The sequence below is a fragment of the Pseudomonas sp. GGS8 genome (genome assembly GCF_024168645.1).
GTDB lineage: Bacteria > Pseudomonadota > Gammaproteobacteria > Pseudomonadales > Pseudomonadaceae > Aquipseudomonas.
The window spans coordinates 5,114,273-5,137,809 of sequence record NZ_JALJWF010000001.1 but is presented as its reverse complement, the minus strand read 5'-3'; the positions used below and the strand labels follow the sequence as shown (position 1 = coordinate 5,137,809).

Here is a 23,537-nt window from a genome sequence, read left to right as displayed (position 1 = left end):
GGTTGCGTTCGGTGTGCGCAGCCTCGCAGGCTCGGCAGCTGCTACAGTGGCCCGTATGAATTTCTCTGTACGCCGCGCCCATTCTGCCGACGCCACCGCCTTCCCCGTCATCGAGCGTTCGGCGGCAACGCTGTTTCGCTGTGACCCTTCATTGGCCTGGCTCGCTGACGCTGCGGTGCCTGATGCCGAACACCATCAAATGACAATCGAGAAGGAGCAGGTTTGAGTGGCGCAATCGACCGACGGTGAACTTATGGGGTTTCTCAGCGCCATTGAAATCGGCATGGAACTACATATTGAGGAACTGTCCGTCAGCCAACAGTTTCAAGGCCGGGGCGCTGGCCGCAAGTTGTTGTTAACAGCATTGGAACACGCACGCGAACGAGAACTCCACGGTCTGACTTTGACCACCTTCCGCGACCTGCCTTGGAATGAACCGTTTTATCGGCAGTTCGGCTTTGAAACATTGAGCCCGGCTGAAATTGGTCCTCGTTTGACGACCGTGTTGAATAACGAAATCAATCACGGTTTGCCTGCGCAGCGACGTTGCGCGATGCGCTTGAAGCTGCGTTAGTCAGCCTCAAACCGGCGCCTTCAAATCCACACCCAGCGCTTGGGCAAACGCCTTCACTAACGGACTGCGCACGGTGTTGTGGCGCAGGATCAGATTGAACGGCGTGACGATGTTGATCAGGTCCGGACGCACCGCCCGAAACTGTCCCTGAGCCTCCAGGTTTGCCGCGTAATGCTCGGGCAGAAAGCCGACGAAACGGCCGGTCTTGACCAGCAGCGCCACGGCTTCCACTTGAGTTGCCGAGGCGGAAAAGCTGTCGTAGCGGGCAAAATTCAGTTTGTCCCGATGGATCGCGTAACGGTGGTTGATGCACTCGTATTCCTGCAGCACATTGCCGCCCATGTCCGTCTCCGGCACTGAGAACAGTGGATGACCGACGGCGCAATACACGTACGAGCGTTCTTCATAAAGCGGGAAGTAATCGAACTCTTCTCTTTTTTGATAAACCGGCACGATCCCGGCGACTAACCGCCCCTCGACCACGCCTCTTTCCACTTCATCTAGCTGCGACGCCTGAAGTTGAAACCTTACTTTTGGCGACTCTTCATTTATTTTTCTAAGTGCAGCAACTAACGGTGAATTGGAGTCCGTGATCGTGTTATCAATTACGCCCACTCCAAGGTCGCCAATAAGTTCATTCTGCGCCGAACTAAGCCGATCACGAAAGTTATCGACCGAGGCAAATAAATCGATCGAGGCCTGATACACCAGGCGCCCTTCTTCGGTCAGGTGAAACCCTTCCCGACCCCGGGTGCACAGGCGCATGCCGATGCGAATCTCAAGGTCGGAAATCTGTTTGCTGATGGCCGCCAAGCCCACATTCAGCTCATTCTGCGCCGCACTGAAGCCACCAGCCTCAACCACGGCCTTGAATACTTTGAGCAGTTTGAAGTCCAGGCCGCTGAGGGCCAGCGGCGCCCGATGTACCGTTTTTAGCGGCGGGTTTCCGGAATTGGAAAGTGGGGTTTCCATAATGCTTATTTACCTCTGGCGCCCTATTCAGCACTCTGTGTCCAACAACAAAAACTGTGCTGGCCAATAATAATGAACACAGAAAACAAGGCTTGGCAACCGTTAATAAATCCCGCCAATCAGTGCCAACTCACTGATTTCGAACTATTAAAAGCTGACACTTCGATCAGCTCTCGCCCTTTAGCAACTGCCCTCTTGAACACTGCTTGGCCATGACCACACCCGAATAATTTCCGGGAAGTGTTTCAGGCTCTGCACACCGATATCAGTTCGCGTTACCGACGAGGAAAACAACAATGTCTCAAACCACCGACCGTCTCTGGGGTGCCCGCTTCAAGAGCGGCCCGTCCGAAGCCCTGGCGGCCCTGTCCCGTTGCCCCGAGCGCTACTTTCGCCTCACCCCGTACGACCTCGCCGGTTCCAAAGCGCATGCCCGTGAATTGCAGCGCGCAGGGCTGTTGAGCGAGCAGGAAACCCAGACCATGCTCGATGCCCTGCAGGGCATCGGTGATGACTTCCGTGCTGGCAGCATCGCGCCGACCCTGGACGACGAAGACGTGCACACCTTCATCGAGCGCCTGCTGACTGAACGTCTCGGCGCACTGGGCGGCAAGCTGCGCGCCGGCCGTTCGCGCAACGACCAGACCGCCAATGACCTGCGGCTGTTCCTGCGTGATCACGTTCGTACGTTGGCCGTTGAAGTGCTGGCCTTGCAGCAAGCGCTGGTGGAGCAGGCCGAGCAACACGTCGAGAGCATTTGCCCAGGCTTCACTCACCTGCAACAGGCCCAGCCAATCGTCTTCGCTCACCACTTGCTGGCCCACGCCCAATCGATGTTGCGCGACGTGCAGCGTCTGGTGGACTGGGACGTGCGCACCTCGCTGTCGCCACTCGGTGCAGCGGCGATGGCCGGTTCTGCCATCGCTCGCGTGCCGCAGCAATCGGCCAAGGAAATGGGCTACAGCGGCGTCTGCGAAAACTCCATCGACGCTGTGGCCAGCCGCGATCACGTCGCCGAGTTCCTGTTTATCGCCAGCATGCTCGGGATCAACATTTCCCGCCTCGCCGAAGAATTCTGCCTGTGGTCGTCGCGGCAATTTCGCTGGGTCGCGCTGGACGATGCCTACGCCACCGGCAGTTCGATCATGCCGCAGAAGAAAAACCCGGACATCGCCGAACTGGCCCGAGGCAAGGCTGGCCGCTTGATCGGCAACCTGACCGGTCTGCTGTCGACCCTCAAATCCCTGCCACTGTCCTATAACCGAGATCTCAGCGAAGACAAAAACGGTGTGCTCGACAGCGTCGACACCTTGCTGCTGGTGCTGCCGGCCATGGCCGGGATGGTCGCGACCATGAAGGTCAACGTTGAAGAACTGCGTCGTCAGGCGCCGCTGGGTTTCACCCTCGCCACCGAAGTCGCCGACTGGTTGGCGGTGCGCGGCGTACCGTTCAAGGAAGCGCATGAAATCACCGGCGCATTGGTCCAGGCCTGTGAGAAACACGACATCGAGCTGTGGGAAGCCTCGCCGGCGCTGTTGGCTGAAATCGATCCGCGTTTGACGCCTGAGGTGCGCGACAGCCTGACCCTCGAAGCCGCCATCGCCGCCCGCAGTGGTTGGGGCGGTACCGCGCCGCAGCAGGTGCGCGAGCAGATCGGCCGGTTGAAAACCGCCCTCGCCGCGCAGCAAGAGTGGACCGAGAACTATCAGGGCTTCCGCCTTTGAAGTAGGACGCAAAACCTGTGGGAGCGGGCTTGTGTGGCGAGGGGGCTTGCCCCCGTTCGATTGCGAAGCAATCGTAATCCGGTCACAGCTTTCGCTTGGTTTCAGGGGCGCTTCGCACCCCAACGGGGGCAAGCCCCCTCGCCACATAAGCCCGCTCCCACAGGGATTGTGTTTGACCTGAAATACCAGCATACGGAGAACCAATATGAGCCAGACACAGGCAGAACGACTCCAGGCGGAGCGCAAACTGGCGGAAAACCAGTTTGATATCACCCAGTACCAACACGTGCCACGGCGTTACTACGGGCGGATTTTCTTCGCCAGCGTGATCGTGATCGCGATTGTCGGTCTGGTACGGGCCTTCGCCGAAGGCAAGATCGAATGGTCGTACATCGGCCAATTCCTCACTTCGCAAGCGATCATGTGGGGCTTGCTCAACACCATCGTCATGGCGGTGCTGGCGATGGCGTTGGGCATTGTCTTCGGGGTGATCACGGCGATCATGCGCATGTCGGCCAACCCGATCCTGCGCTATGTGGCGCTGACCTACACCTGGCTGTTCCGTGGTACGCCGCTGATCCTGCAGCTATTGCTGTGGTTCAACCTGGCGCTGATCTTCCCCACCATCGGCATCCCCGGCCTGTTCGAAATGGACACCGTGAGCCTGATGACGCCTTTCGTGGCCGCCCTCCTCGGCTTAAGCATCAACCAGGGCGCCTACACCGCTGAAGTGGTGCGCGCCGGCCTGCTGTCGGTGGACACCGGCCAGTACGAAGCCGCCAAGTCGATCGGCATGCCGCGCCTGCAAGCGCTGCGCCGGATCATCCTGCCCCAGGCCATGCGGATCATCATTCCGCCAGTCGGTAACGAATTCATCGGCATGGTGAAAATGACCTCCCTGGCGAGCGTCATCCAGTACTCCGAACTGCTCTACAACGCGCAGAACATCTACTACGCCAACGCCCGCGTAATGGAGCTACTGATCGTCGCCGGTATCTGGTACCTGGCCACGGTCACCGTACTGTCCTTTGGTCAAAGCCGTCTGGAGCGTCGTTTCGCTCGCGGCGCCGGCAAGCGTTCTTGAGGAGCCCCACCATGAGAAGCATCGTCAAGGCCGTGAGCCTGAACAAATATTACGACCAGTACCACGCGCTCAAGGACATCAACATCGAAGTCGAGCAGGGCGAAGTGCTGTGCATCATCGGCCCGTCCGGCTCCGGCAAAAGCACCCTGCTGCGCTGCGTGAATCAGCTGGAAAAAATCGACAAGGGCGGCCTGTGGGTCGACGGCGAGCTGGTGGGTTACCGGGTCGTCGGCAACAAACTGCACGAGCTCAACGAATCGCAGATCGCCCGTCAGCGTCTGGCCACCGGCATGGTGTTCCAGCGTTTCAACCTGTTCCCGCACATGACTGTGCTGCAAAACATCATCGAAGGGCCGTGTCAGGTGCTCAAACGTTCGCCCAAAGAGGCGCACGAAGAAGCCTTGGAACTGCTCGCTCGCGTTGGCCTGGCCGACAAGCGCAACAGCTACCCGATCGAACTGTCGGGCGGTCAGCAACAACGTGTCGCCATTGCCCGTGCGTTGGCCATGCGCCCCAAGCTGATGCTGTTCGATGAACCCACTTCGGCACTCGACCCGGAACTGGTCGGTGAGGTGCTGTCGGTGATGCGCGATCTGGCGCAAACCGGCATGACCATGATCGTCGTCACCCATGAACTGGGCTTCGCTCGCGAGGTTTCCAACCGCATGGTGTTCATGGACGGCGGGCAGATCGTGGAGGCTGGAAGCCCCGAAGAAATACTAATAAGTCCACAAAACCCACGCACCCAAAGCTTCATTTCTGCCGTTCGAACCTAAGCGCCCTTTGGCGCTCACAACACTCATAAGAGAACGACCATGAAGAACCTAGTAATCCCAGCAGTACTTGCCAGCGTCCTGGCATCCGGTTTCGCCTTCGCCGCCGAGTTGCCGGCCAGTATCAAGGACAAGGGCGAGATCGTTGTTGCGATCATGCCGAACTACCCGCCGATGGATTTCAAGGACCCGGCCACCAACACCCTCACCGGCCTTGACTATGATCTGGGCAACGCCCTGGCCGCACGTCTGGGTGTGAAGATCAAATGGCAGGAAACCGGCTTCGAGCAAATGATCAACGCGCTCACGACCGACCGCGTGGACATGGTGCTGTCGGGCATGACCGACACCACCGAGCGGCAGGCCAGCGTGACCTTCGTCGACTACTTCACCAGCGGTCCGCAGTTCTACACCTTGCAGAAAAACAAGGACACCAACGAGATCATCGACCTGTGCGGCAAGAAAGTCGGCACCAGCCGCCGTACCACGTTCCCGGCGGAAATCGCCGAGTGGAGCAAGGCCAACTGCGAAGCCGCCGGCAAGCCTGCGATCAACGTAATCGGCACCGAAGGCTCGGCCGACGCCCGTGCGCAACTGCGTCAGAGCCGTATCGACGCAGCCATGCAGGGCAGCGAAACCCTGCCGTACCTCAAGACCCAGGAAAAGGACATGTACAAAACCGTGGGCCTGCCGATCTCCAAGCAGTTCTCGGGCATGGGTGTGAGCAAGAAAAAACCTGAGCTGAGCGAAGCTGTGAAAGTCGCGTTGCAAAGCATGATCGATGACGGCAGCTACCAGGCGATCCTGAAGAAATGGGACCTGGAACTGGGCGCGATCAAGACCGTGACCATTAACGCCGGCAAGTAATGCTTGCCCTGTAGGAGCGAAGCTTGCTCGCGAAGGCGATCTGTCAGGTGACATGGATGTTGAATGTGCCGGCCTCATCGCGGGCAGCCCGCTCCCACAGGGTCCGGTGTTTACCTATTAATAGTTGGAGCGCCACGATGTCCTCCTCGCTGCAACCCACCTGGCCCGACCAGCACAAGGCCTGCCTCGCCCTGGCCTTCGACCTCGATGGCCCCACCGGCGATGCCATGCTCAATGGCTCGATCTGGCGCAAGCCCGAGTATTTCGGTTTCGGCGGTTACGGCCCTTATCGGGCGTTGCCGCGGATTCTCGATCTGCTGGATGAGTTCCGGATCCCGACCACGTTTTTCGTCCCGGCCTGGGTCGTAGAGAACTGGCCGAAACAGTGCCAGGCGATTGTCGAGCGCGGGCATGAGGTGGCTTATCACGGCTACAAACACGAATCTTTTTACGCCCTGACGCTGGAACAGCAAAAGGACGTGATGAATAAATCCCGCGAAGTGTTCTGGAAGTACCTGAACATCCGCGCTGAAGGTTTCCGCACGCCGTCCGGCGACTGGCGGGCCGAAACGCCGGCGATGCTGGTGGAAGCCGGCGTGACCTACTCCAGCAGCATGCGCGGTGATGACCGGCCCTACCTGGTCAAGGTGCCGGGCTTCGATACACCGCTGGTGGAAATCCCCGGCCGCTGGGAAATGGACGACTACGCCTCCCTCGCCTACACCCGCGCGCCGGACTTCCCCTCCGGGCTGGACCGTACCGCCAGCTACGAACTGACCCTCGATAACTGGTGCCGTGAGTTCGATGGCGCCATGGCTGAAGGGCTGTGCCTGACCACCCTGTTCCACCCCAAGATCACCGGCAAACCAGGGCGCATTCTGTTGCTGGAAAAACTCTTCGAACACATGCGCCAGCGTGACGACGTGTGGTTCGCCACCTGCCGCGACGTCGCCCACTGGTGGCTGAAGGAGCATCACCATGGCTGATTCCATTGTCTGGCCCAACGGCAACCGCTGCGCCGTGGTGCTGACCGTCGATTACAACGACATCCACGGCATCCTCACCCAGGCCCCGGAAGTCGCCGGGCGCGACAAGACCTTGTCGGTGTGGCGCTACGGCACACAGCGCGGGGTCGAGCGTTTGCTTGGCTTATTCGAAGAGCTGGGAGTTTCCAGCAGTTGGTTTGTGCCCGGTATCGTCGCCGAGGAAAACCCGCAACATATCCGGGCGATCCAGGCCGGCGGCCACGAGATTGCCTGCGCCGGCTATCGCCATCAGCACTACGACAACCTGACACTGGCCGAGCAAAGCGCCGAGATCGCCAAGGGCTGCGCAGCCTTGAGCGCGCTGACCGGTCAGCGTCCGACAGGCTTTCGCATTCCTGCCGGCAACGGTGCGCCGGGTTTCATCGAGGCGTTGCGCGAGCACGGCATCCGCTGGTCCTCGTCGTGGCGCGGCGATGATTTGCCCTTCGCGCACCCGACGGTGCCCGAGGTGATCGAGTTGCCGCTGCATTACGAACTGGAAGACGAGCCCTATTTCGCCTTCAACCTCAGCCCCGCGGTGCCACCGGCGCAATCGCGCATCGCCTCTTACAGCCACACGCTTGGCAACCTGCAAATGGACTTCGCCGGGTTTCACCGGTTCGGGCTGTGTTACGTGCTGCGGCTGCACCCGGAAATCATCGCCACGCCGGGGCGAATGGGTGTGTTGCGGGAATTGCTGCAAAGCATTCAGCAGCACGATGACGTGTGGATCGCCACCGGTGCCGAAGTGGCTCAGTGGTGGGCAGAGTCGGCAGCGCAAGTGACCGAGGATCACCCGGCCGCTGTGTACGAGCGTCATTATCGGGATTACGGCGTATGAAAGATCAGGGGGGCATGCGGATGGAACGGTTGGCGCAGTTCTGCGTCGATACGCGCTTCCAGGATTTACCCGACGCGTTGGTGGAGCAAGCCAAGCGGCATATTCTCGACACTTTCGGTGCGGCCTTGGCCGGGGCCGGCAGCGATGTCGCCAGCCTGGCGCGTCAGGTGTTCAAGGGGGACGCCGGCAGCACGTTGGTCTGGGGCACCGGTCAGCGGGTCGGCGCGGCGCAAGCCGCCATGCTCAACGGCATCGCCGCGCATGCCCTGGAACTGGACGACACCGGCGGCTGCGACCATTCCGGCGCGGTGGTGCTGCCGGCGGTGATGGCGTCGCTGTCAATGTCGACGAAACCAGTGGACGGCCGCGAACTGATCACAGCCGTAGTGATCGGCTACGAAATCGGCCGTCGAGTGCTAGAAGCCTGCGGCAGTTACTCGGTACACAACGGCGCCGGTTGGCATTCAACCGCGACGTGCGGAGTGTTTGGCGCGGCGGCGGCCAGTGCACGGATTCTGGGGCTGGATGCACAGCAAACCTTGTCGGCACTGGGCATCGCCGGCAGCTTCAGCGGTGGTCTGTGGGCCTTCATTCATGACGGCTCGCAAAGCAAAAGACTCCACAGCGGACGCGCCGCCGAAGGTGGATTGCTGGCCGCGCGGCTTGCTCAACAAGGCATTACCGGCCCGACAAAACTGTTCGACGATGTCTGGGGCGGATTTCTCAAGACCCTCGCGGCGGATACCGCTTTGCCCCAGGCGTTGGACGCCGAACTGGGCCACGTATGGAAACTCGCGCGCTGCTCGATCAAACCCTATGCGGCGTGCCGCGGGACCCATTCGGCGATCGACGCATTGGGCCTGTTGCTCGATCAATTGCAGGTCAGCACCGATCAGGTCGAGGACGTTCAGGTGTCGCTGTGCGGATTCCTTCAGGACATGTGTGGCGGTCAGGACGTCAGCACGTTGCCGGCGGCGCAGATGAGCCTGCGATATGCCCTGGCAGCCCGGCTGGTGCAGGGGCATTGCCGATTGGAAGCCTATGACGATGAACAGCGCCGTCACCCGAGGATTGCACACTGGATGTCGCGCATTCGCCTTGAAGTCGACCCGCAACTGTCCGAGGATGGCGAACCTGTCGTCAGCGTGTGGACCGTGGACGGTCGGCAAGCGAGCCTGTGCGTTGAGGTGCCGTTGGGGGCGCCGGGCAATCCGCTGAGTGATGCGGCACTGGAGGAGAAGTTCTTCAGCCTGGCTGGGCGGGTGATACCGCGACAGCAGGCTGAGCAATTGCTTGTGCAGTTGTGGCGGCTGGAAGAGCTGGAGTCGGTTCGGGCGCTTGATCGGTGGCTGAGTTGAATATCGCGTTACCTGGTCCGGCCTCATCGCGGGCAAGCCCGCTCCCACAAGGTTCGCGTCGAGCCAAGACAAAATGATCGACACAAAACCTGTGGGAGCGGGCTTGCCCGCGATTGGCAGCGACTCAGTCTTACGTCAAACACCACAGAATTTGAATAAGGACATTTGCCCCACCGTGGCCACTTACTCCCTCGTTATCCGCCGGTTGATGATCTGCTCGCTGACCATCGTCGTCAGTCGCGCCATTACCAGCCCGTTGCTCACGCTATTTCTGAGCACCAAGCTTGGCCTCAACCAACAGGACGTCGGCCTGTTGCTCGGCATCGCGGTGTTCATCGCCACCTTGCTCGCGCTCTATGGCGGTTACATCATCGACCGCCTCGAAAAGCGTCGGCTGCTGATCCTGGCCATGCTGTCCAGCGCCATCGGTTTCGTGCTGCTGACCTTCGCCGAAAACCTCTACCTGACCACCGCGACCCTGGTGATCACCGAAACCGCCTCGGCGCTGTTTCTGATCGGGTCCAAGGCGATCCTCAGCGAAAACCTGCCCATGGGTCAGCGCGCCAAGGCCTTTTCGCTGCGCTACACCCTGACCAATATCGGCTACGCCACCGGCCCGATGCTCGGCGTGGTGATCGCCGGCGTGTACCCGATTGCCCCATTCCTGATTGCCGGCGGCATCGCGTTCTTCAGCATTTTCCTGATGAGCGGCATTCCCAGGGACCCGGCCCAGACACCCGCCATCGGCCAGCCCCAAAGCTTTCTCAAAACCCTGGTCACCCTGAAAAACGACCGCACGCTGATCATGTTTACCTTCGGCTGCCTGCTCAGCACCGTGGTCCACGGTCGCTTTACGTTGTACCTGTCGCAATACCTGCTGGTGACCCACGACTCCAAGCGAGCGCTGGAAACCATGGCCGCCCTGCTCGCCTGCAACGCCATCAGCGTGATCCTGCTGCAGTACCAGATCGGCCGGTTTCTCAAACGCGAACAACTGCGTTACTGGATTGTCGGCGGCAGCAGCCTGTTCATCCTCGGCTTGATCGGTTTCAGCCTGGCCGACGGCCTGGTGAGCTGGTGCATCGCAATGTTCATTTTCACCCTCGGCGAAATGATCATTTACCCGGCCGAATTCCTCTTCGTCGACACCCTGGCCCCGGAAGAACTGCGCGGCAGCTACTACGGCGCGCAGAACCTCGCAGCCCTCGGTGGTGCGCTGAGCCCGGTGATCTGCGGCTTCCTGCTGATGCACACGCCTGCGCCCACTATGTTCTATGCCCTGAGCGCGTTGACGGCGATGGGCGGTTTTCTCTGCTTCATGAGCGGTCGACGAGTTGCGATACTGCAAAAATAGTGCATTGAAAGTGCATTAATATGAATTTGTCAGCATCAGCAATGAACGGCACACTGTGCGCCGTTCCTCCCCCAATAGTTGGAACCACTTCAAGGGCTTTCCGGGTATCCGGACAAGCCTTTTTTTTGCCCTGGTTTTTGTTAAAGGATCGATGTTCGTCATGCTCGCTCACTGGTTGCCCGCCGCCGTCAACACCCGCCCCTCCGAATGGAGCCGTGCCGCCATCGGCATGGCCATGGGGACGATGTTCAGCGTCTGGCTGTGCGGCCAGGTATTCGGCATCGATGTGGCGCTGCACCTGATTGGTCCACTGGGCGCTTCAGCGGTATTGCTGTTCGCCGTATCCTCGGGCGCGCTGGCCCAGCCGTGGTCGATTCTTGGCGGTTACCTCTGCGCGGGGGTGATCTCGCTGCTGGTCGCTCACGTACTCGGCCGCACCCTCGGCAGCGCTTGTCTCGCGGCGGGCATGGCGCTGATGCTGATGTGCTGGCTGCGTTGCCTGCATCCACCGGCCGGGGCGCTGGCGCTGCTGTTGGTGTTGGCGGACCCTGCGACCATCGCCATGGACTGGAAAGCCCTCGGCCCGGTGATGCTCAGCGGCTCGACGATGCTGCTCAGCGCGTTGGCGTACAACAACTTCACGCGCATTCGTTACCCCAAACGTCCCACCGAACCGGCACCACTCATGCCCGCGACCGACAGCCAGGCGATCACCGCCGAAGATCTGCGACGGGCGCTCGCCGACATGGAAGCCTTCTACGACGTCACCCCTGAAGACCTTGAGCAGTTGATTCATGCCAGTGAATTGCATGCCAAGCGACGCAGTATCGGTGAAGTGCTGAGCAGCAGAGTCTGACACCTTGTAGCAGCTCGCCACAGGGTTCACTACGCCGCCGACTGCTGCCGCGCCGGCACCGCCAGGCTCACCGCGCGCACTGATGCACCGGCACTCAAGCCCAACGTTTTCGCCGTCTGCGCATCGACAATCAAGGTCCCGGCGGCGACTCGCGCCGGGGCTGCGGTAATCCGGCATTCGGCAAACTGGCGGTTGTGAATCAGGTAGATCGCCGCGTGCTCTCCGGGGGTGCCGATGCTCAGTTGCAGCACCTGACTGTCGCGCACCGCACGAATGTCGCCGGTGGCGCATTCGATCAGCGGCCCGCCATCAAAGATATCGATGTAATCCCGGTGCTCGAAGCCTTCAGTCTTTAGCATGCCCAGGGCCGGTTCGGTGTTGGGATGGACGCGGCCGATGACCGCGCGTGCCGCTTCAGGCAACAGGCAGGTCGGCAGCGGAAACTTGGGCATCAGTTCGGCGATGAAGGTTTTGTTGCCAAGGCCCGTGAGGTAGTCGGCGTCAGCGAAATTCATCTTGAAGAAATGCCGGCCCAGGCCTTCCCAGAACGGTGAGACGCCCTCTTCGTCCGAATAACCGCGCATCTCCGCGATCACCTTGTCCCCGAAGTGCTGACGAAACTCCGCTAGAAACAAGAAGCGTGCCTTGGACAGCAAGCGGCCATTCAGACCGCTGCGGTGATCGGCGTGCAAAAACAGTGAACACAATTCCGAGTGGCCGGTCATGTCGTTGCCAAGGAACAACGTCGGCAGTTGCTGATTGATCCCAAGGTTTTTCGACGCGGCGACAAACAAGCCCAGTCGATAGTTGTACCAGGGCTCGCGTAAGCCGACAGCGCCCGCCAATGCACAAATACCGACCGCTTGCTGCTGGTCGTTCTCCAGCACAAACAGGTAGTCGGCATCCGCACGCTCGGCCTCGCCGGCGAAGGTTTTCGCCGCCCATTCCAGGCGATGACTCAAGCGCGCCGCATCGGCCGGCAAGGTGGTCAAACCGGTCCCGGCGCTATGAGCCAAGGCCAACAGTGCCGGCAAATCTGCCGGTGTTGCAGGACGGACGATCATCGCACTTGCTCCTGGGCAGCTTTCGGCTGACGTTCTGATTGACGTTTAGATAGAAAGACTTCGGCCAACATGCAGCGTGCGCTGCCGCCGCCGATCCGTTCGATGGTGTCGATGTTCACCGGCAGCGGCGTGACGTGGGTTTCGATCAAGCGACGCTGATCGGCATCCAGCGATTGCCAGGCGGTGCGCGACATCACCAGCAAGGGTTCGCCCGCAGCGTTGTGGACTTCCAGCATATTGCCGGCGAACGACTCCAGCTGCGCCCAGTCCAGGGCAATCACCTTTTTACCGCTGTCTTCCAGCCTTTTACGCAGCGCTAGGCGTTCTGCCGGGTGAGTGATGGAGGCCAGGCACACAATGGCCAGTCGAGTGCCGACACTCATCATCACGTTGGTGTGATAAATCGCCACGCCCTGGCGGTCCACCGCGTTGAAGGCGCACAACTCGTAACCCAGATGGTCGACCAGTTGGTCCAGCGCCCGAGCGTGGGTGCGGGTGGAATAGCCGGCGTAACAAATCCGCTGCTTGCGATCCAGCACCATGCTGCCGGTGCCTTCGAGGAATACTTCCTGCTGTTCCAGGCTGGAAAGATCCAGCAACTGCTCGACCCGGTACTCGTCCCGCAGCCAGTCGAGCACGCCTTTGTCGCGTTCCAGACGGCGGTTGTGGCCCTGCATCGGGTACAGCACCAACGTGCCGTCGGGATGGCTGCTCCACCAATTGTTGGGGAAGATCGAATCGGGGGTATGCGGGGCTTCGCGGTCGTTATGCACCAGGACTTCGACGCCATGGTTGCGCAGCGCGGCGACGTAGCCATCGAACTCTTGCAAGGCCTTGAGCTGCACGTCCTCGGACACCTCGGCCGGGCGTTGGAAACGGTTGTTCGCCGCCGTGTCCTGATTGAACGAGAAACGTGTCGGGCGAATCATCAAAACGGTATTGGTGGTTTGCATGGGCACAGATTCAATGAGGGTTGAGAGGTACTCATTGTCTGTTTCGGCGGCGGAAAAACCCGGTTGTTAAGGGCCGGTGATGTGATGGAAATGGCTGAAAAACGGGGTTGGGTCAGCCGATTCGGCGAGGGCTGAAAAGCAAAAAATCGCAGCCTTCGGCGGCTCCTGCAGGGGCGGTGTTCATACCCAAAAACTGCGGTACACACGGTCCGTGCGGGAGCTGCCGAAGGATGCGATCTTTTGATCTTTCGCGTCTATTCCATCGTGGTCTTGACCATCGCCAGTTCCGGATGGCTGACCAGCTTGTCAATGTGCAATTCCGGGTCGTCGAACCAGACTTCAGTCAGCACCCGGTAATGCTCCATGTCCCGGCAACGCATGCGCAGGCTGTAGTCGAACGCACCGCTGATCAAGCGGCATTCCAGCACCTGCGGACAACCACGGACCTTGGCCTCAAAAGCCTTTTGCGCCGCCCGCCCGCTCTGGTTCGACAACGCCACCAACACCAGCAGCGACAGCCCCGGTGTCAGTTTCTTTTCATCGAGAATCGCGCCGTAGCCACGGATAACCCCGAGCTGTTCGAGCTTGCGCACCCGTTCCAGGCACGGTCTGGGCGTCAGGTGCACGCGCTCGGACAGCTTTTGATAAGTGATGCGCCCTTCGTGGCGCAGCACTTCGATGATGGCCTGATCAATACGATCAAGCACAATCGACATATCGCGGATATCCGCCATGTACGTCTTGCCTCACTTCAAACGACCCGATAGAAATTGCTGTAACCGTTCACTCTTTGGCTGGTCGAGGATGGTGGCATCACCTTGCTCCTCGACCCGCCCCTGATGCAAGAACAACACCTGGCTGGACACTTGCCGGGCAAAACCCATTTCGTGGGTCACCATCAACATGGTCCGACCTTCTTCGGCCAGCGCCTGAATTACTTTCAGCACCTCGCCCACCAGTTCCGGATCGAGGGCCGAGGTCGGCTCATCGAACAACAGAATCTCCGGTTCCACGGCCAACGCCCGGGCAATCGCGACCCGCTGTTGCTGCCCGCCGGACAGAAACGCCGGGTATTGATCGGCCACCCGTTGCGGCAAACCGACCTTGTCCAGATACGCCCGCGCGCTGTCTTCGGCTGCCTTGCGGCTGACGCCCAGCACCCGACACGGCGCCAGTATGATGTTTTCCAGTACGGTCAGATGGCTCCACAGATTGAAATGCTGGAACACCATCGCCAGGCGTGTGCGCAAGCGCTGCAACTGCGCCGGGTTGGCGACGCGCATGCCGCCCGCGCCCGGGCGGGTGATGATGTGCTCGCCTTCCAGCACGATGGCGCCTTCGTCCGCCCGCTCCAGAAAATTGATGCAGCGCAGCATGGTGCTTTTACCCGAGCCGCTGGCGCCGATCATGCTCACCACATCGCCAGCCCGCGCGTTCAACGAGACGCCCTTGAGCACCTCGTTGTCACCAAAGCGTTTATACAGATTTTCAACCGTGAGTTTGTACATGCATAAGTCTCCTGCAGCAGCGCCTGCTTTGACGCTGCTCTGGATGAAATGAGGAATTAGTGCGCCGGCCCGAGGAAGCTCAACCAACGTTTCTCCGCCAGGCGAAACGCGCCGACCAGGCCGAACGACAGCGCGAGGTACAGCAGGCCGGCAATGCCGAAGGCCTGAAAGGTCATGAACGTCGCGGCATTGGCGTCCCGGGCGATTTTGAGAATGTCGGGAATGGTCGCGGTGAACGCCACCGATGTGGCGTGCAACATCAGGATCACTTCGTTGCTGTAATACGGCAGTGCCCGGCGCAAGGCCGACGGCAGGATCAGCCGCAGATACAGGCGCCAGCCGCTCAAGCCATAAGCATGGGCCGCCTCGATTTCACCGTAAGGAATGCTGCGAATCGCTCCGGCGAAGATTTCCACGGTGTAGGCGCAGGTGTTGAGCGTGAACGCCAGCAAGGTGCAATTCATCGCATCGCGAAAGAACGCTTCGAGCAGCGGTTGCGAGCGGACCACGGCAATGCCGTAGATCCCGCTGTAGCAAATCAGCAGCTGGATATACAGCGGCGTGCCGCGAAACACATAGGTGAACAGTTGAACCGGCCAGCGCAGCAGACCCCAGCGTGAGGTTCGAAGGATCGCCAAAGGCAAGGACAGGAAGAACCCCATCACGATGCTCGCCACCAGCAGCCACAAGGTCATCGCCAATCCGGTGAGGCTATAGCCGTCGCTGAACAGAAAGGGTTTCCAGTATTCGGCAATCAACTCGATCATCGCGCCATCCCTCGCACGCCCTGGTTATAACGTCGCTCAAGCACGCGCAATACGTAGTTCGACGCGCTGGTGATCAACAGATACAGCGCCCCTCCCAGCAGCAGGAAATCCAGCATATTGAAGGTGCTTTTTCCGGCTTCCTGAGCCACTTTGACCAAGTCCGACAAACCGATGATCGACACCAGCGCCGTGGCCTTGAGCAGCACCAGCCAGTTGTTACCCAGGCTCGGCAAGGCGAAGCGCATCATTTGCGGGAACACCACGAAGCGAAAACGCTGCCAGCGGTTCAGGCCAAAGCATGCGGCGGCTTCCCGCTGACCGTTTGGCACGCTGAGGATCGCCCCGCGAAAAGTCTCGGTGAAATACGCGCCGTAAATAAAGCCGAGGGTGACAACACCGGCCACAAACGGATCGATTTCCATGTAAGGCCAACCCATGGCCTCGGTCAGACTGCTCAGCCAGCCTTGCAGGCTGTAGAAAATCAGCAGCATCAGCACCAGGTCCGGTACGCCGCGAATCAGCGTCGTGTAGAAGGTGGCAGGCAGGTTCAACAGTTTCAGCGGCGACAGCTTGGCCGCCGCGCCGAGCAGTCCCAGCGCCATGCTTACCAGCAGCGAAAGCGCCGACAGTTTTAGGGTGACCCAGGTGCCATGTAGCAACAATGGGCCATAGCCTTGCAGGGCCGAAAGATCGACCCCGATCAGATTCAGGAAGGAGTTCACGCCAGTCACCTGTCTTGAGGCGCCCGCTTGCAAGCGCTGCGCCTGTTACCAGGACGCAGCGCTCGGGGCGCGAGGATCAGTTGTTGTAGAGGTCCAGGTCGCCGAAATGCTTCTGCTGGATCTGTGCGTAGATGCCCTTTTCATGCAGGGCCTTGATGGCGGCGTTGAGCATGCCTTTGAGTTCTTCGTTGTCCTTGCGCACGCCAATGGCGATTTCCGACGGCACCAGCGGGTCGCTGATGCCTTCGCTGTTCTTGAAGTCCGCCCCTTGTGGCGACGTCAGGAAGCTCATCTGCGCTTGCAGCTTGTCCTGGATCGACGCATCAAGACGCCCATAAACCAGGTCGGCGTAGACCTGATCCTGGTTCTGATAAGCGCGCAGTTTCACCCCGCTCGGCCCCAGTTTGGCCTTGGCGTAGGTTTCCTGGATCGTGCCCTGCATGTAACCGATGGTCTTGCCCTGCAGCGATTCGGCGGTGGGCAACAAACCGGAATCCTTGCGGGTGACGATGGCGGTCGGCCCGGCGTACAGGCGATCGGTGAAGTCGATCTGTTTTTTGCGCGCATCGGTCACGGTCATCGACGATTCAATGGCGTCGAACTTGCCTGCTTTGAGCGCCGGGATCAGCCCATCGAAGTCATTGCTGACCCACACGCATTTCACCTTCAGCTCGGCGCAGATCGCATTACCCAGGTCCACGCCGAACCCTTGCACGCCGCCATCGGCGGTGGTGGATTCAAAAGGCGGGTAACTGGGGTTGACGCCAAAGCGCAGCTCTTTCCACTCCTTGGCGCTGGCACCGGTGGAGCAGCACAGCAAAGCCAATGCCGGTAAGGTCAGCCATTTGATGTTCATCTTCTAAAGTCCCGGATTATTTGGATTTATCGCGGCTTGGCGCCTGCGCCGCACCACACTTTTTGACAGGGGCAGAGAGTCGATGCGGCATTCACCGCAGCCGTATTTGTTGTTGTTTTCAACTGGCTCGGGCCAGTCGTCGGGGTGCAGTCCGTTCCAGGCGCTTGATCGCAAGTGCTTGAAATGGACCGTCAGAATGCCAATTGCCTGGAGGGCACGGGTGTCGTAAGCCCCTGTCCAGACAGCTCAACTGCGCTGAACGAAGGGCTTTCACAGCCGAATCTGTCGTTGATTGCCGAATGGGGTTAAAGATCAAAGGGAAGAGCCAAAGATCGCTGCCTGCGGCAGCTCCGTTGAGCGTATCCGTCATGATGTTGGATTCCGATCGCGCAGCCGCCGCCGTAGGCTGCGATCTTTTGATTTTGCACTAAGGTAAAAATGCAGAAAGAACCTGCACGTATCTCGGTTGTACAGGGCAAATTTGCACTGTTACGATCCTGCATCGCTCGCGCGCGAGCTTCTCTATAAAGAACAATAAAAGCAGGGAGTTAGTGATGACTGCTCAGGTTTCATCCCCGGGGACACAGTCCATGGATGCCACGCAAAACGAAGTGTTGGCCGAGGTTCGCAATCACATCGGTCACCTGACCCTCAACCGCCCCGCCGGCCTCAACGCCATTACCCTGGACATGGTCCGCAGCCTGCAACAACAGCTCGATGCCTGGGCACAGGATCCGCAGGTGCATGCGGTGGTGTTGCGCGGTGCTGGCGAGAAAGCCTTCTGTGCCGGCGGTGATATCCGCTCGCTGTACGACAGCTTCAAAAGCGGCGACACCCTGCACGAAGAGTTCTTCGTCGAGGAATACGCCCTCGACCTCACGATCCATCACTACCGCAAACCGGTCCTGGCCTTGATGGACGGCTTTGTGCTGGGCGGCGGCATGGGGCTGGTGCAAGGCGCCGATTTGCGGGTGGTCACCGAACGCAGCCGCCTGGCGATGCCGGAAGTGGCCATCGGGTATTTCCCGGATGTCGGTGGCAGCTACTTCCTGCCGCGCGTCCCCGGCGAGCTGGGCATTTATCTCGGCGTCAGCGGTGTGCAGATCCGCGCGGCCGATGCGCTCTACTGCGGCCTGGCCGACTGGTATCTGGAGAGCGCCAGCCTGGGCGAACTGGATGAGCGACTCGACCATCTGGAATGGCACGACACACCGCTCAAGGACCTGCAAGGTGTGCTGGCAAAACTCGCCGTGCAACAACTGCCGGCAGCGCCCCTGGCGGCGTTGCGGCCGGTCATCGACCACTTCTTCGCCCAGCCCGATGTGCCGAGTATGGTGGAACAACTGCGAGCAGTGACCGTCGCCGACAGCCATGAGTGGGCCATGGCCACCGCCGACTTGCTGGAAAGCCGTTCACCGCTGGCCATGGGCGTGACCCTGGACATGCTGCGGCGCGGTCGGCACCTGAGCCTGGAACAGTGCTTTGCCCTCGAACTGCACCTGGATCGCCAGTGGTTCGAACGCGGCGACCTGATCGAAGGCGTGCGCGCCTTGCTGATCGACAAAGACAAGAACCCGCGCTGGAACCCGCCGACCTTGCAGGCGTTGGACGCCGAGCACGTCGCGAGTTTTTTCACCGGGTTTGACCATAGCGGGAACTGAGCCATGCACGATATCGAATTGAGCGAAGAACAAGTGATGATCCGCGACATGGCCCGGGATTTTGCCCGTGGCGAAATCGCGCCCCACGCACAAGCCTGGGAAAAGGCCGGCTGGATCGATGACGGTCTGGTGGCGAAGATGGGTGAGCTGGGGCTGCTGGGCATGGTGGTGCCCGAGGAATGGGGCGGCACCTACGTCGACTACGTGGCCTATGCGCTGGCGGTGGAAGAGATTTCCGCCGGTGACGGCGCCACTGGCGCGCTGATGAGCATCCACAACTCCGTGGGCTGCGGGCCTGTGCTCAATTACGGCACCGAAGAACAGAAACAGCAATGGCTGCCGGACCTCGCCAGCGGCCAGGCCATCGGTTGCTTCTGCCTGACCGAACCGCAAGCCGGTTCCGAAGCCCATAACCTGCGCACCCGCGCCGAACTGCGCGATGGCCAGTGGGTGATCAACGGCGCCAAGCAATTCGTCAGCAATGGCAAACGGGCAAAACTGGCGATCGTTTTCGCGGTGACCGATCCGGAGTTGGGCAAGCGCGGCATTTCGGCGTTCCTGGTGCCGACCGAAACAGCGGGGTTCATCGTCGACCGCAGTGAACACAAGATGGGCATCCGCGCTTCCGATACCTGCGCGGTCACCCTGAACAATTGCACGGTCCCTGAGGCCAATCTGCTGGGCGAACGCGGCAAAGGCCTGGCCATCGCCCTCTCCAACCTCGAAGGCGGCCGCATCGGCATCGCCGCGCAGGCCTTGGGCATCGCCCGTGCGGCGTTTGAAGCGGCGCTGGCCTATGCGCGGGATCGGGTGCAGTTCGACAAGCCGATCATCGGACACCAGAGCATCGCCAATATGCTGGCCGACATGCAGACCCGACTGAACGCCGCGCGCCTGTTGATTCTGCACGCCGCGCGCTTGCGCAGTGCCGGCAAGCCGTGCCTGTCGGAGGCTTCGCAGGCCAAGCTGTTTGCTTCGGAGATCGCCGAGAAAGTCTGCTCGTCGGCGATACAGATTCATGGCGGGTATGGGTATCTGGAGGATTACCCGGTGGAGCGTTACTACCGGGATGCGCGGATCACACAGATTTATGAAGGGTCGAGCGAGATCCAGCGGATGGTGATTGCCCGGGAGTTGAAAAACTATTTGGTGTGACCTTTAAAAGCATCGCGGGCAAGCCCGCTCCCACAGTGTTCTTCGGCGTTCAAAAATTTTGCATACGCTCGAGAAACCTGTGGGAGCGGGCTTGCCCGCGATGACGTCCGCGAGGACGCCGCATTACTTGCCGACGAACTCCGCCTCACGCTTGGCAATAAACGCCGCCATCCCTTCCTTCTGATCCTGCGTGGCAAACGCCGCATGGAACACCCGGCGTTCAAAACGCACGCCTTCCGACAGGCTGACTTCAAAGGCGCGGTTGACGCTTTCCTTGATCATCATCGCAATCGGCAGTGATTTTTTCGCAATCAACGCCGCGACTTTCAGCGCTTCTTCCACCAGCTCATCCGCCGGCACAATGCGCGCCACGATTCCGCAACGCTCGGCTTCCACCGCATCGATCAAACGCCCGCTCAGGCACATTTCCATGGCCTTGGCCTTGCCCACGGCGCGGGTCAGGCGCTGGGTGCCGCCCATGCCCGGCAGCACGCCGAGGTTGATTTCCGGTTGGCCGAATTTGGCGTTGTCGCCGGCCAGAATGAAGTCGCACATCAGCGCCAGTTCACAGCCTCCGCCCAAGGCGAAACCATTGACTGCAGCGATGATTGGCTTGCGGCGGTTGGCCACGCGATCGCTGTCACTGAACAGGTCGTCGAGGTAGATTTGCGGGTAGGTCAGCTCGGCCATTTCCTTGATGTCAGCACCGGCGGCGAAGGCTTTTTTCGAACCGGTCAGCACGATGCAGCCGATGTTCGAATCGCCTTCCAAGCCATCGAGGGCGTGGTTCAGTTCGCTGACGAGTTGCGCATTCAACGCGTTCAAGGCTTGCGGACGGTTGAGGGTGACCAGGCCCACGCGACCGTGGGTTTCCAGCAAAATCGTTTCGTAACTCATAGGTGGATTCCTTCTCAAAGATTGCGCGAAATGACCATGCGCTGAATATCGCTGGTGCCTTCATAGATCTGGCACACCCGCACGTCGCGGTAGATCCGTTCCAGCGGGAAGTCGTTCAGGTAACCGTAACCGCCAAGGGTTTGCAACGCCGAGGAGCAAACCTTTTCGGCCATTTCCGAGGCAAACAGCTTGGCCATCGACGCTTCGACCAGCGCCGGTTTGCCGCTGTCGCGCAACGCCGCCGCGTAGTGCACCATCTGCCGGGCCACGGCGATCTGGGTCGCCATGTCCGCCAGGCGGAACGCTACCGCCTGGTGTTCGATGATCGGCTTGCCGAAGCTCTCGCGTTCACGGGCGTAGTCGCGGGCCGCTTCGAACGCGGCGCGGGCCATGCCCACCGATTGCGAGGCGATACCGACACGCCCGCCTTCAAGGTTGGCCAGGGCGATCTTGTAGCCTTCGCCCTCCTCACCCAGTCGATTGGCCACCGACACTTTCACATCCTCGAAGAGGATCTGGCAGGTATCGGAGGCATGCTGACCGAGCTTGTCTTCGACCCGCGCGACTTTATAGCCCGGCGAATCGGTGGGCACGATCAGCGCGGTGATCCCACGCTTGCCGGCACTCGGGTCAGTCACCGCAAACACAATCACCACCCCGGCGTTTTGCCCGGAAGTGATGAACTGCTTGCAGCCGTTGAGCACGTAGTGGTCACCTTCCAGCCGCGCACGGGTTTTCAGGCTGCTGGCATCGGAGCCGGCTTGCGGTTCGGTCAGCGCAAACGCACCGAGCATCGCGCCGGCGGCCAGCGGTTTGAGGAAGCGTTCTTTCTGGTCGTCGTTGCCGAACTTGAGGATCGGTACGCAACCCACCGAGTTGTGCACGCTCATGATGGTCGAGCAGGCGCCATCGCCGGCAGCGATTTCTTCCAGAGCCATGGCGTAAGCCAGGTAACCCGTATCACAACCGCCCCACTGCTCCGGCACCAGCATGCCGAAGAAGCCCAGGTCGGCCATCTCGCCGATGGCTTCCTTGGGGAAGCGATGTTCGCGGTCCCATTCGGCGGCGAACGGTTTCAGCCGTTCCTGGGCAAACTGCCGGGCCGCGTCGCTGATCTGAAGTTGTTCGTCATTGGGAATCATGGCAATTCCTTAAAATTATCCTGAAGACGCAGAACTTGTGGGAGCCTTGTGGCGAGGGGGCTTGTCGGAACGCCGCACCGCCCCGTTGGGCCGCGCAGCGGACCCAAGAATCTGCGAGCGCTGCGCTCTCGAACGGGGGCAAGCCCCCTCGCCACAAAGCCCGCTCCCACAGGGATTGGCGTCAGCCTCAGTACAGGCATTCAACGGCCATGGCCGTGGCTTCGCCGCCGCCGATGCAGATCGCTGCAACGCCCCGTTTCAGGCCTTTCTGGCGCAGTGCCGAGAGCAAGGTCACGAGGATCCGCGCGCCGGACGCACCAATCGGGTGGCCCAGGGCACAAGCACCGCCGTGGACGTTGATCTTCTCGTGGGGGATTTCCAGTTTGGTCATGGTCACCAGGCTCACCACGGCGAAGGCTTCGTTGACTTCGAACAACTCGACTTCATCCAGCGACCAGCCGGTTTTCTTCATCAGCTTCTTGATCGCGCCCACCGGCGCCACCGGGAACAGCCCCGGGGTGTCGGCAAACGCCGCGTGGCCGTGAATCACTGCCAGCGGTTTCAAGCCTTGTTTCTCGGCTTCGGAACGGCGCATCAACACCAGCGCCGCCGCGCCGTCGGAGATCGAACTGGAGTTCGCCGCCGTCACCGTGCCGCCCTCGCGGAACGCCGGTTTCAGCGACGCGATCTTGTCCAGTTTGGCTTTCGGCGGTTGTTCGTCATGGCTGATCAGCACCTGCTCTTTGCCGACCGTCACGGTGAGCGGCACAATCTCAGCGTTGAAGCTGCCGTCCTTGATCGCCTGTTGCGCGCGAGTGGTCGAAGCGATGGCAAACGCGTCCTGAGCTTCGCGGGTGAAGCCGTTGGTTTCGGCGCAATCCTCGGCGAAGGTGCCCATCAGGCGGCCCTTGTCGTAGGCGTCTTCGAGGCCGTCGAGGAACATGTGATCGAGCACCCGGCCATGGCCCATGCGGTAACCGCTGCGGGCGCGGTCCAACAGGTATGGCGCGTTGGACATGCTTTCCATGCCCCCGGCGACCACCACGTCGGCACTTCCGGCGATCAGCATGTCGTGGGCCAAAATCGTCGCTTCCATACCCGAGCCGCACATTTTGTTCAGCGTCGTGCAGCGGGTCGATTTATCCAGCCCGGCACCCAGTGCCGCTTGCCGTGCCGGGGCTTGGCCGAGACCGGCGGAGAGCACACAACCGAACAGCACTTCTTCTACGGATTCAGGGGCGATACCGGCGCGTTCGACGGCAGCACGAATCGCTGCGGCGCCCAGCTGTGGCGCGGTCAGGCTTTTCAGTTCGCCCTGGAAACCGCCCATCGGGGTGCGGACGGCGCTGACAATAACAATCGGATCGTTGGACAGTGTCATGAC

At 60.6% G+C, this 23,537-nt stretch carries 24 protein-coding genes; 13 read left to right on the top strand and 11 right to left on the bottom strand.

What is annotated here, in order from left to right; genetic code table 11:
• The first annotated feature begins 55 nt into the window (after positions 1-55).
• Positions 56-226 carry a hypothetical protein gene (locus tag J3D54_RS30420; protein WP_367399629.1) on the top strand — a complete coding sequence of 57 codons (171 nt, stop codon included), beginning with the start codon at positions 56-58 and terminating at the stop codon, positions 224-226.
• Complete coding sequence (locus J3D54_RS23055) at positions 227-574, top strand: GNAT family N-acetyltransferase (protein WP_367399628.1); 348 nt, start codon at positions 227-229, stop codon at positions 572-574.
• Between the two features lie 6 nt (positions 575-580).
• On the opposite strand, the gene J3D54_RS23050 is transcribed toward J3D54_RS23055, so the two are convergent.
• Positions 581-1,546, bottom strand: coding sequence for a LysR family transcriptional regulator (locus J3D54_RS23050; protein ID WP_253423053.1), 966 nt, complete (start codon positions 1,544-1,546; stop codon positions 581-583).
• 296 nt (positions 1,547-1,842) lie between these two features.
• Between J3D54_RS23050 and argH the strand changes: the two genes are divergently transcribed.
• The 9 genes from argH (at position 1,843) to J3D54_RS23005 (ending at position 11,428) form a co-directional block, all read left to right on the top strand.
• Complete coding sequence (gene argH / locus J3D54_RS23045; RefSeq protein WP_253423051.1) at positions 1,843-3,270, top strand: argininosuccinate lyase; 1,428 nt, start codon at positions 1,843-1,845, stop codon at positions 3,268-3,270.
• A gap of 205 nt (positions 3,271-3,475) precedes the next feature.
• Positions 3,476-4,354, top strand: coding sequence for an amino acid ABC transporter permease (locus J3D54_RS23040; RefSeq protein ID WP_253423049.1), 879 nt, complete (start codon positions 3,476-3,478; stop codon positions 4,352-4,354).
• Between the two features lie 11 nt (positions 4,355-4,365).
• Positions 4,366-5,130: an amino acid ABC transporter ATP-binding protein gene (locus J3D54_RS23035; RefSeq protein WP_127647236.1), complete on the top strand. Its 765-nt coding sequence runs from the start codon at positions 4,366-4,368 to the stop codon at positions 5,128-5,130.
• Positions 5,131-5,169: 39 nt separating this feature from the next.
• The gene (locus J3D54_RS23030) at positions 5,170-5,994 is read left to right on the top strand and encodes an ABC transporter substrate-binding protein (protein WP_253423047.1); all 825 of its coding nucleotides are present in this window, start codon (positions 5,170-5,172) and stop codon (positions 5,992-5,994) included.
• 137 nt (positions 5,995-6,131) lie between these two features.
• Positions 6,132-6,980, top strand: coding sequence for a polysaccharide deacetylase (locus tag J3D54_RS23025; RefSeq protein ID WP_253423045.1), 849 nt, complete (start codon positions 6,132-6,134; stop codon positions 6,978-6,980).
• Complete coding sequence (locus J3D54_RS23020; protein ID WP_253423042.1) at positions 6,973-7,860, top strand: polysaccharide deacetylase; 888 nt, start codon at positions 6,973-6,975, stop codon at positions 7,858-7,860. The genes J3D54_RS23025 and J3D54_RS23020 overlap by 8 nt, the downstream gene beginning before the upstream one ends.
• A gap of 14 nt (positions 7,861-7,874) precedes the next feature.
• Complete coding sequence (locus J3D54_RS23015; protein ID WP_253426730.1) at positions 7,875-9,218, top strand: MmgE/PrpD family protein; 1,344 nt, start codon at positions 7,875-7,877, stop codon at positions 9,216-9,218.
• A gap of 175 nt (positions 9,219-9,393) precedes the next feature.
• Positions 9,394-10,572, top strand: coding sequence for an MFS transporter (locus J3D54_RS23010; protein WP_253423040.1), 1,179 nt, complete (start codon positions 9,394-9,396; stop codon positions 10,570-10,572).
• A 160-nt stretch (positions 10,573-10,732) separates the two neighbouring features.
• Positions 10,733-11,428, top strand: coding sequence for an HPP family protein (locus J3D54_RS23005; RefSeq protein ID WP_253423037.1), 696 nt, complete (start codon positions 10,733-10,735; stop codon positions 11,426-11,428).
• 29 nt (positions 11,429-11,457) lie between these two features.
• Here J3D54_RS23005 and astA read toward each other — a convergent pair whose 3' ends face one another.
• From astA to J3D54_RS22970, 7 genes are all read right to left on the bottom strand, one after another.
• On the bottom strand, positions 11,458-12,492 hold the full coding sequence (gene astA / locus J3D54_RS23000) for an arginine N-succinyltransferase (protein WP_253423035.1): 1,035 nt from the start codon (positions 12,490-12,492) through the stop codon (positions 11,458-11,460).
• Positions 12,489-13,445 carry a citrulline utilization hydrolase CtlX gene (ctlX, locus tag J3D54_RS22995; protein ID WP_253423032.1) on the bottom strand — a complete coding sequence of 319 codons (957 nt, stop codon included), beginning with the start codon at positions 13,443-13,445 and terminating at the stop codon, positions 12,489-12,491. The genes astA and ctlX overlap by 4 nt, the downstream gene beginning before the upstream one ends.
• A 254-nt stretch (positions 13,446-13,699) precedes the next feature.
• A complete protein-coding gene (locus J3D54_RS22990; RefSeq protein ID WP_007939680.1) occupies positions 13,700-14,179 on the bottom strand; it encodes an Lrp/AsnC family transcriptional regulator in 480 nt (159 codons plus the stop codon).
• A 12-nt stretch (positions 14,180-14,191) separates the two neighbouring features.
• Positions 14,192-14,953, bottom strand: a complete 762-nt coding sequence (locus J3D54_RS22985; RefSeq protein ID WP_253423029.1) for an ABC transporter ATP-binding protein — start codon at positions 14,951-14,953, stop codon at positions 14,192-14,194.
• Between the two features lie 56 nt (positions 14,954-15,009).
• Entirely contained in the window at positions 15,010-15,720 is a 711-nt protein-coding gene (locus tag J3D54_RS22980) for an ABC transporter permease (protein ID WP_019649666.1), read from the bottom strand.
• Positions 15,717-16,442, bottom strand: coding sequence for an ABC transporter permease (locus tag J3D54_RS22975; protein WP_253423026.1), 726 nt, complete (start codon positions 16,440-16,442; stop codon positions 15,717-15,719). Before J3D54_RS22975 ends, J3D54_RS22980 begins: the two co-directional genes overlap by 4 nt.
• Before the next feature lie 76 nt (positions 16,443-16,518).
• Complete coding sequence (locus J3D54_RS22970) at positions 16,519-17,298, bottom strand: transporter substrate-binding domain-containing protein (RefSeq protein WP_253423024.1); 780 nt, start codon at positions 17,296-17,298, stop codon at positions 16,519-16,521.
• 554 nt (positions 17,299-17,852) lie between these two features.
• On the opposite strand from J3D54_RS22970, the gene J3D54_RS22965 reads away from it, so the two are divergent.
• Complete coding sequence (locus J3D54_RS22965; RefSeq protein WP_253423021.1) at positions 17,853-18,959, top strand: enoyl-CoA hydratase/isomerase family protein; 1,107 nt, start codon at positions 17,853-17,855, stop codon at positions 18,957-18,959.
• A gap of 3 nt (positions 18,960-18,962) precedes the next feature.
• Complete coding sequence (locus J3D54_RS22960) at positions 18,963-20,114, top strand: acyl-CoA dehydrogenase family protein (protein WP_253423018.1); 1,152 nt, start codon at positions 18,963-18,965, stop codon at positions 20,112-20,114.
• A gap of 123 nt (positions 20,115-20,237) precedes the next feature.
• On the opposite strand, the gene J3D54_RS22955 is transcribed toward J3D54_RS22960, so the two are convergent.
• The 3 genes from J3D54_RS22955 to J3D54_RS22945 form a co-directional block, all read right to left on the bottom strand.
• Positions 20,238-21,011, bottom strand: coding sequence for an enoyl-CoA hydratase (locus J3D54_RS22955; RefSeq protein WP_253423015.1), 774 nt, complete (start codon positions 21,009-21,011; stop codon positions 20,238-20,240).
• A 14-nt stretch (positions 21,012-21,025) separates the two neighbouring features.
• Entirely contained in the window at positions 21,026-22,153 is a 1,128-nt protein-coding gene (locus J3D54_RS22950; RefSeq protein ID WP_253423012.1) for an acyl-CoA dehydrogenase, read from the bottom strand.
• Between the two features lie 187 nt (positions 22,154-22,340).
• Positions 22,341-23,534, bottom strand: a complete 1,194-nt coding sequence (locus tag J3D54_RS22945) for an acetyl-CoA C-acyltransferase (RefSeq protein ID WP_253423009.1) — start codon at positions 23,532-23,534, stop codon at positions 22,341-22,343.
• Positions 23,535-23,537 lie beyond the last annotated feature (3 nt).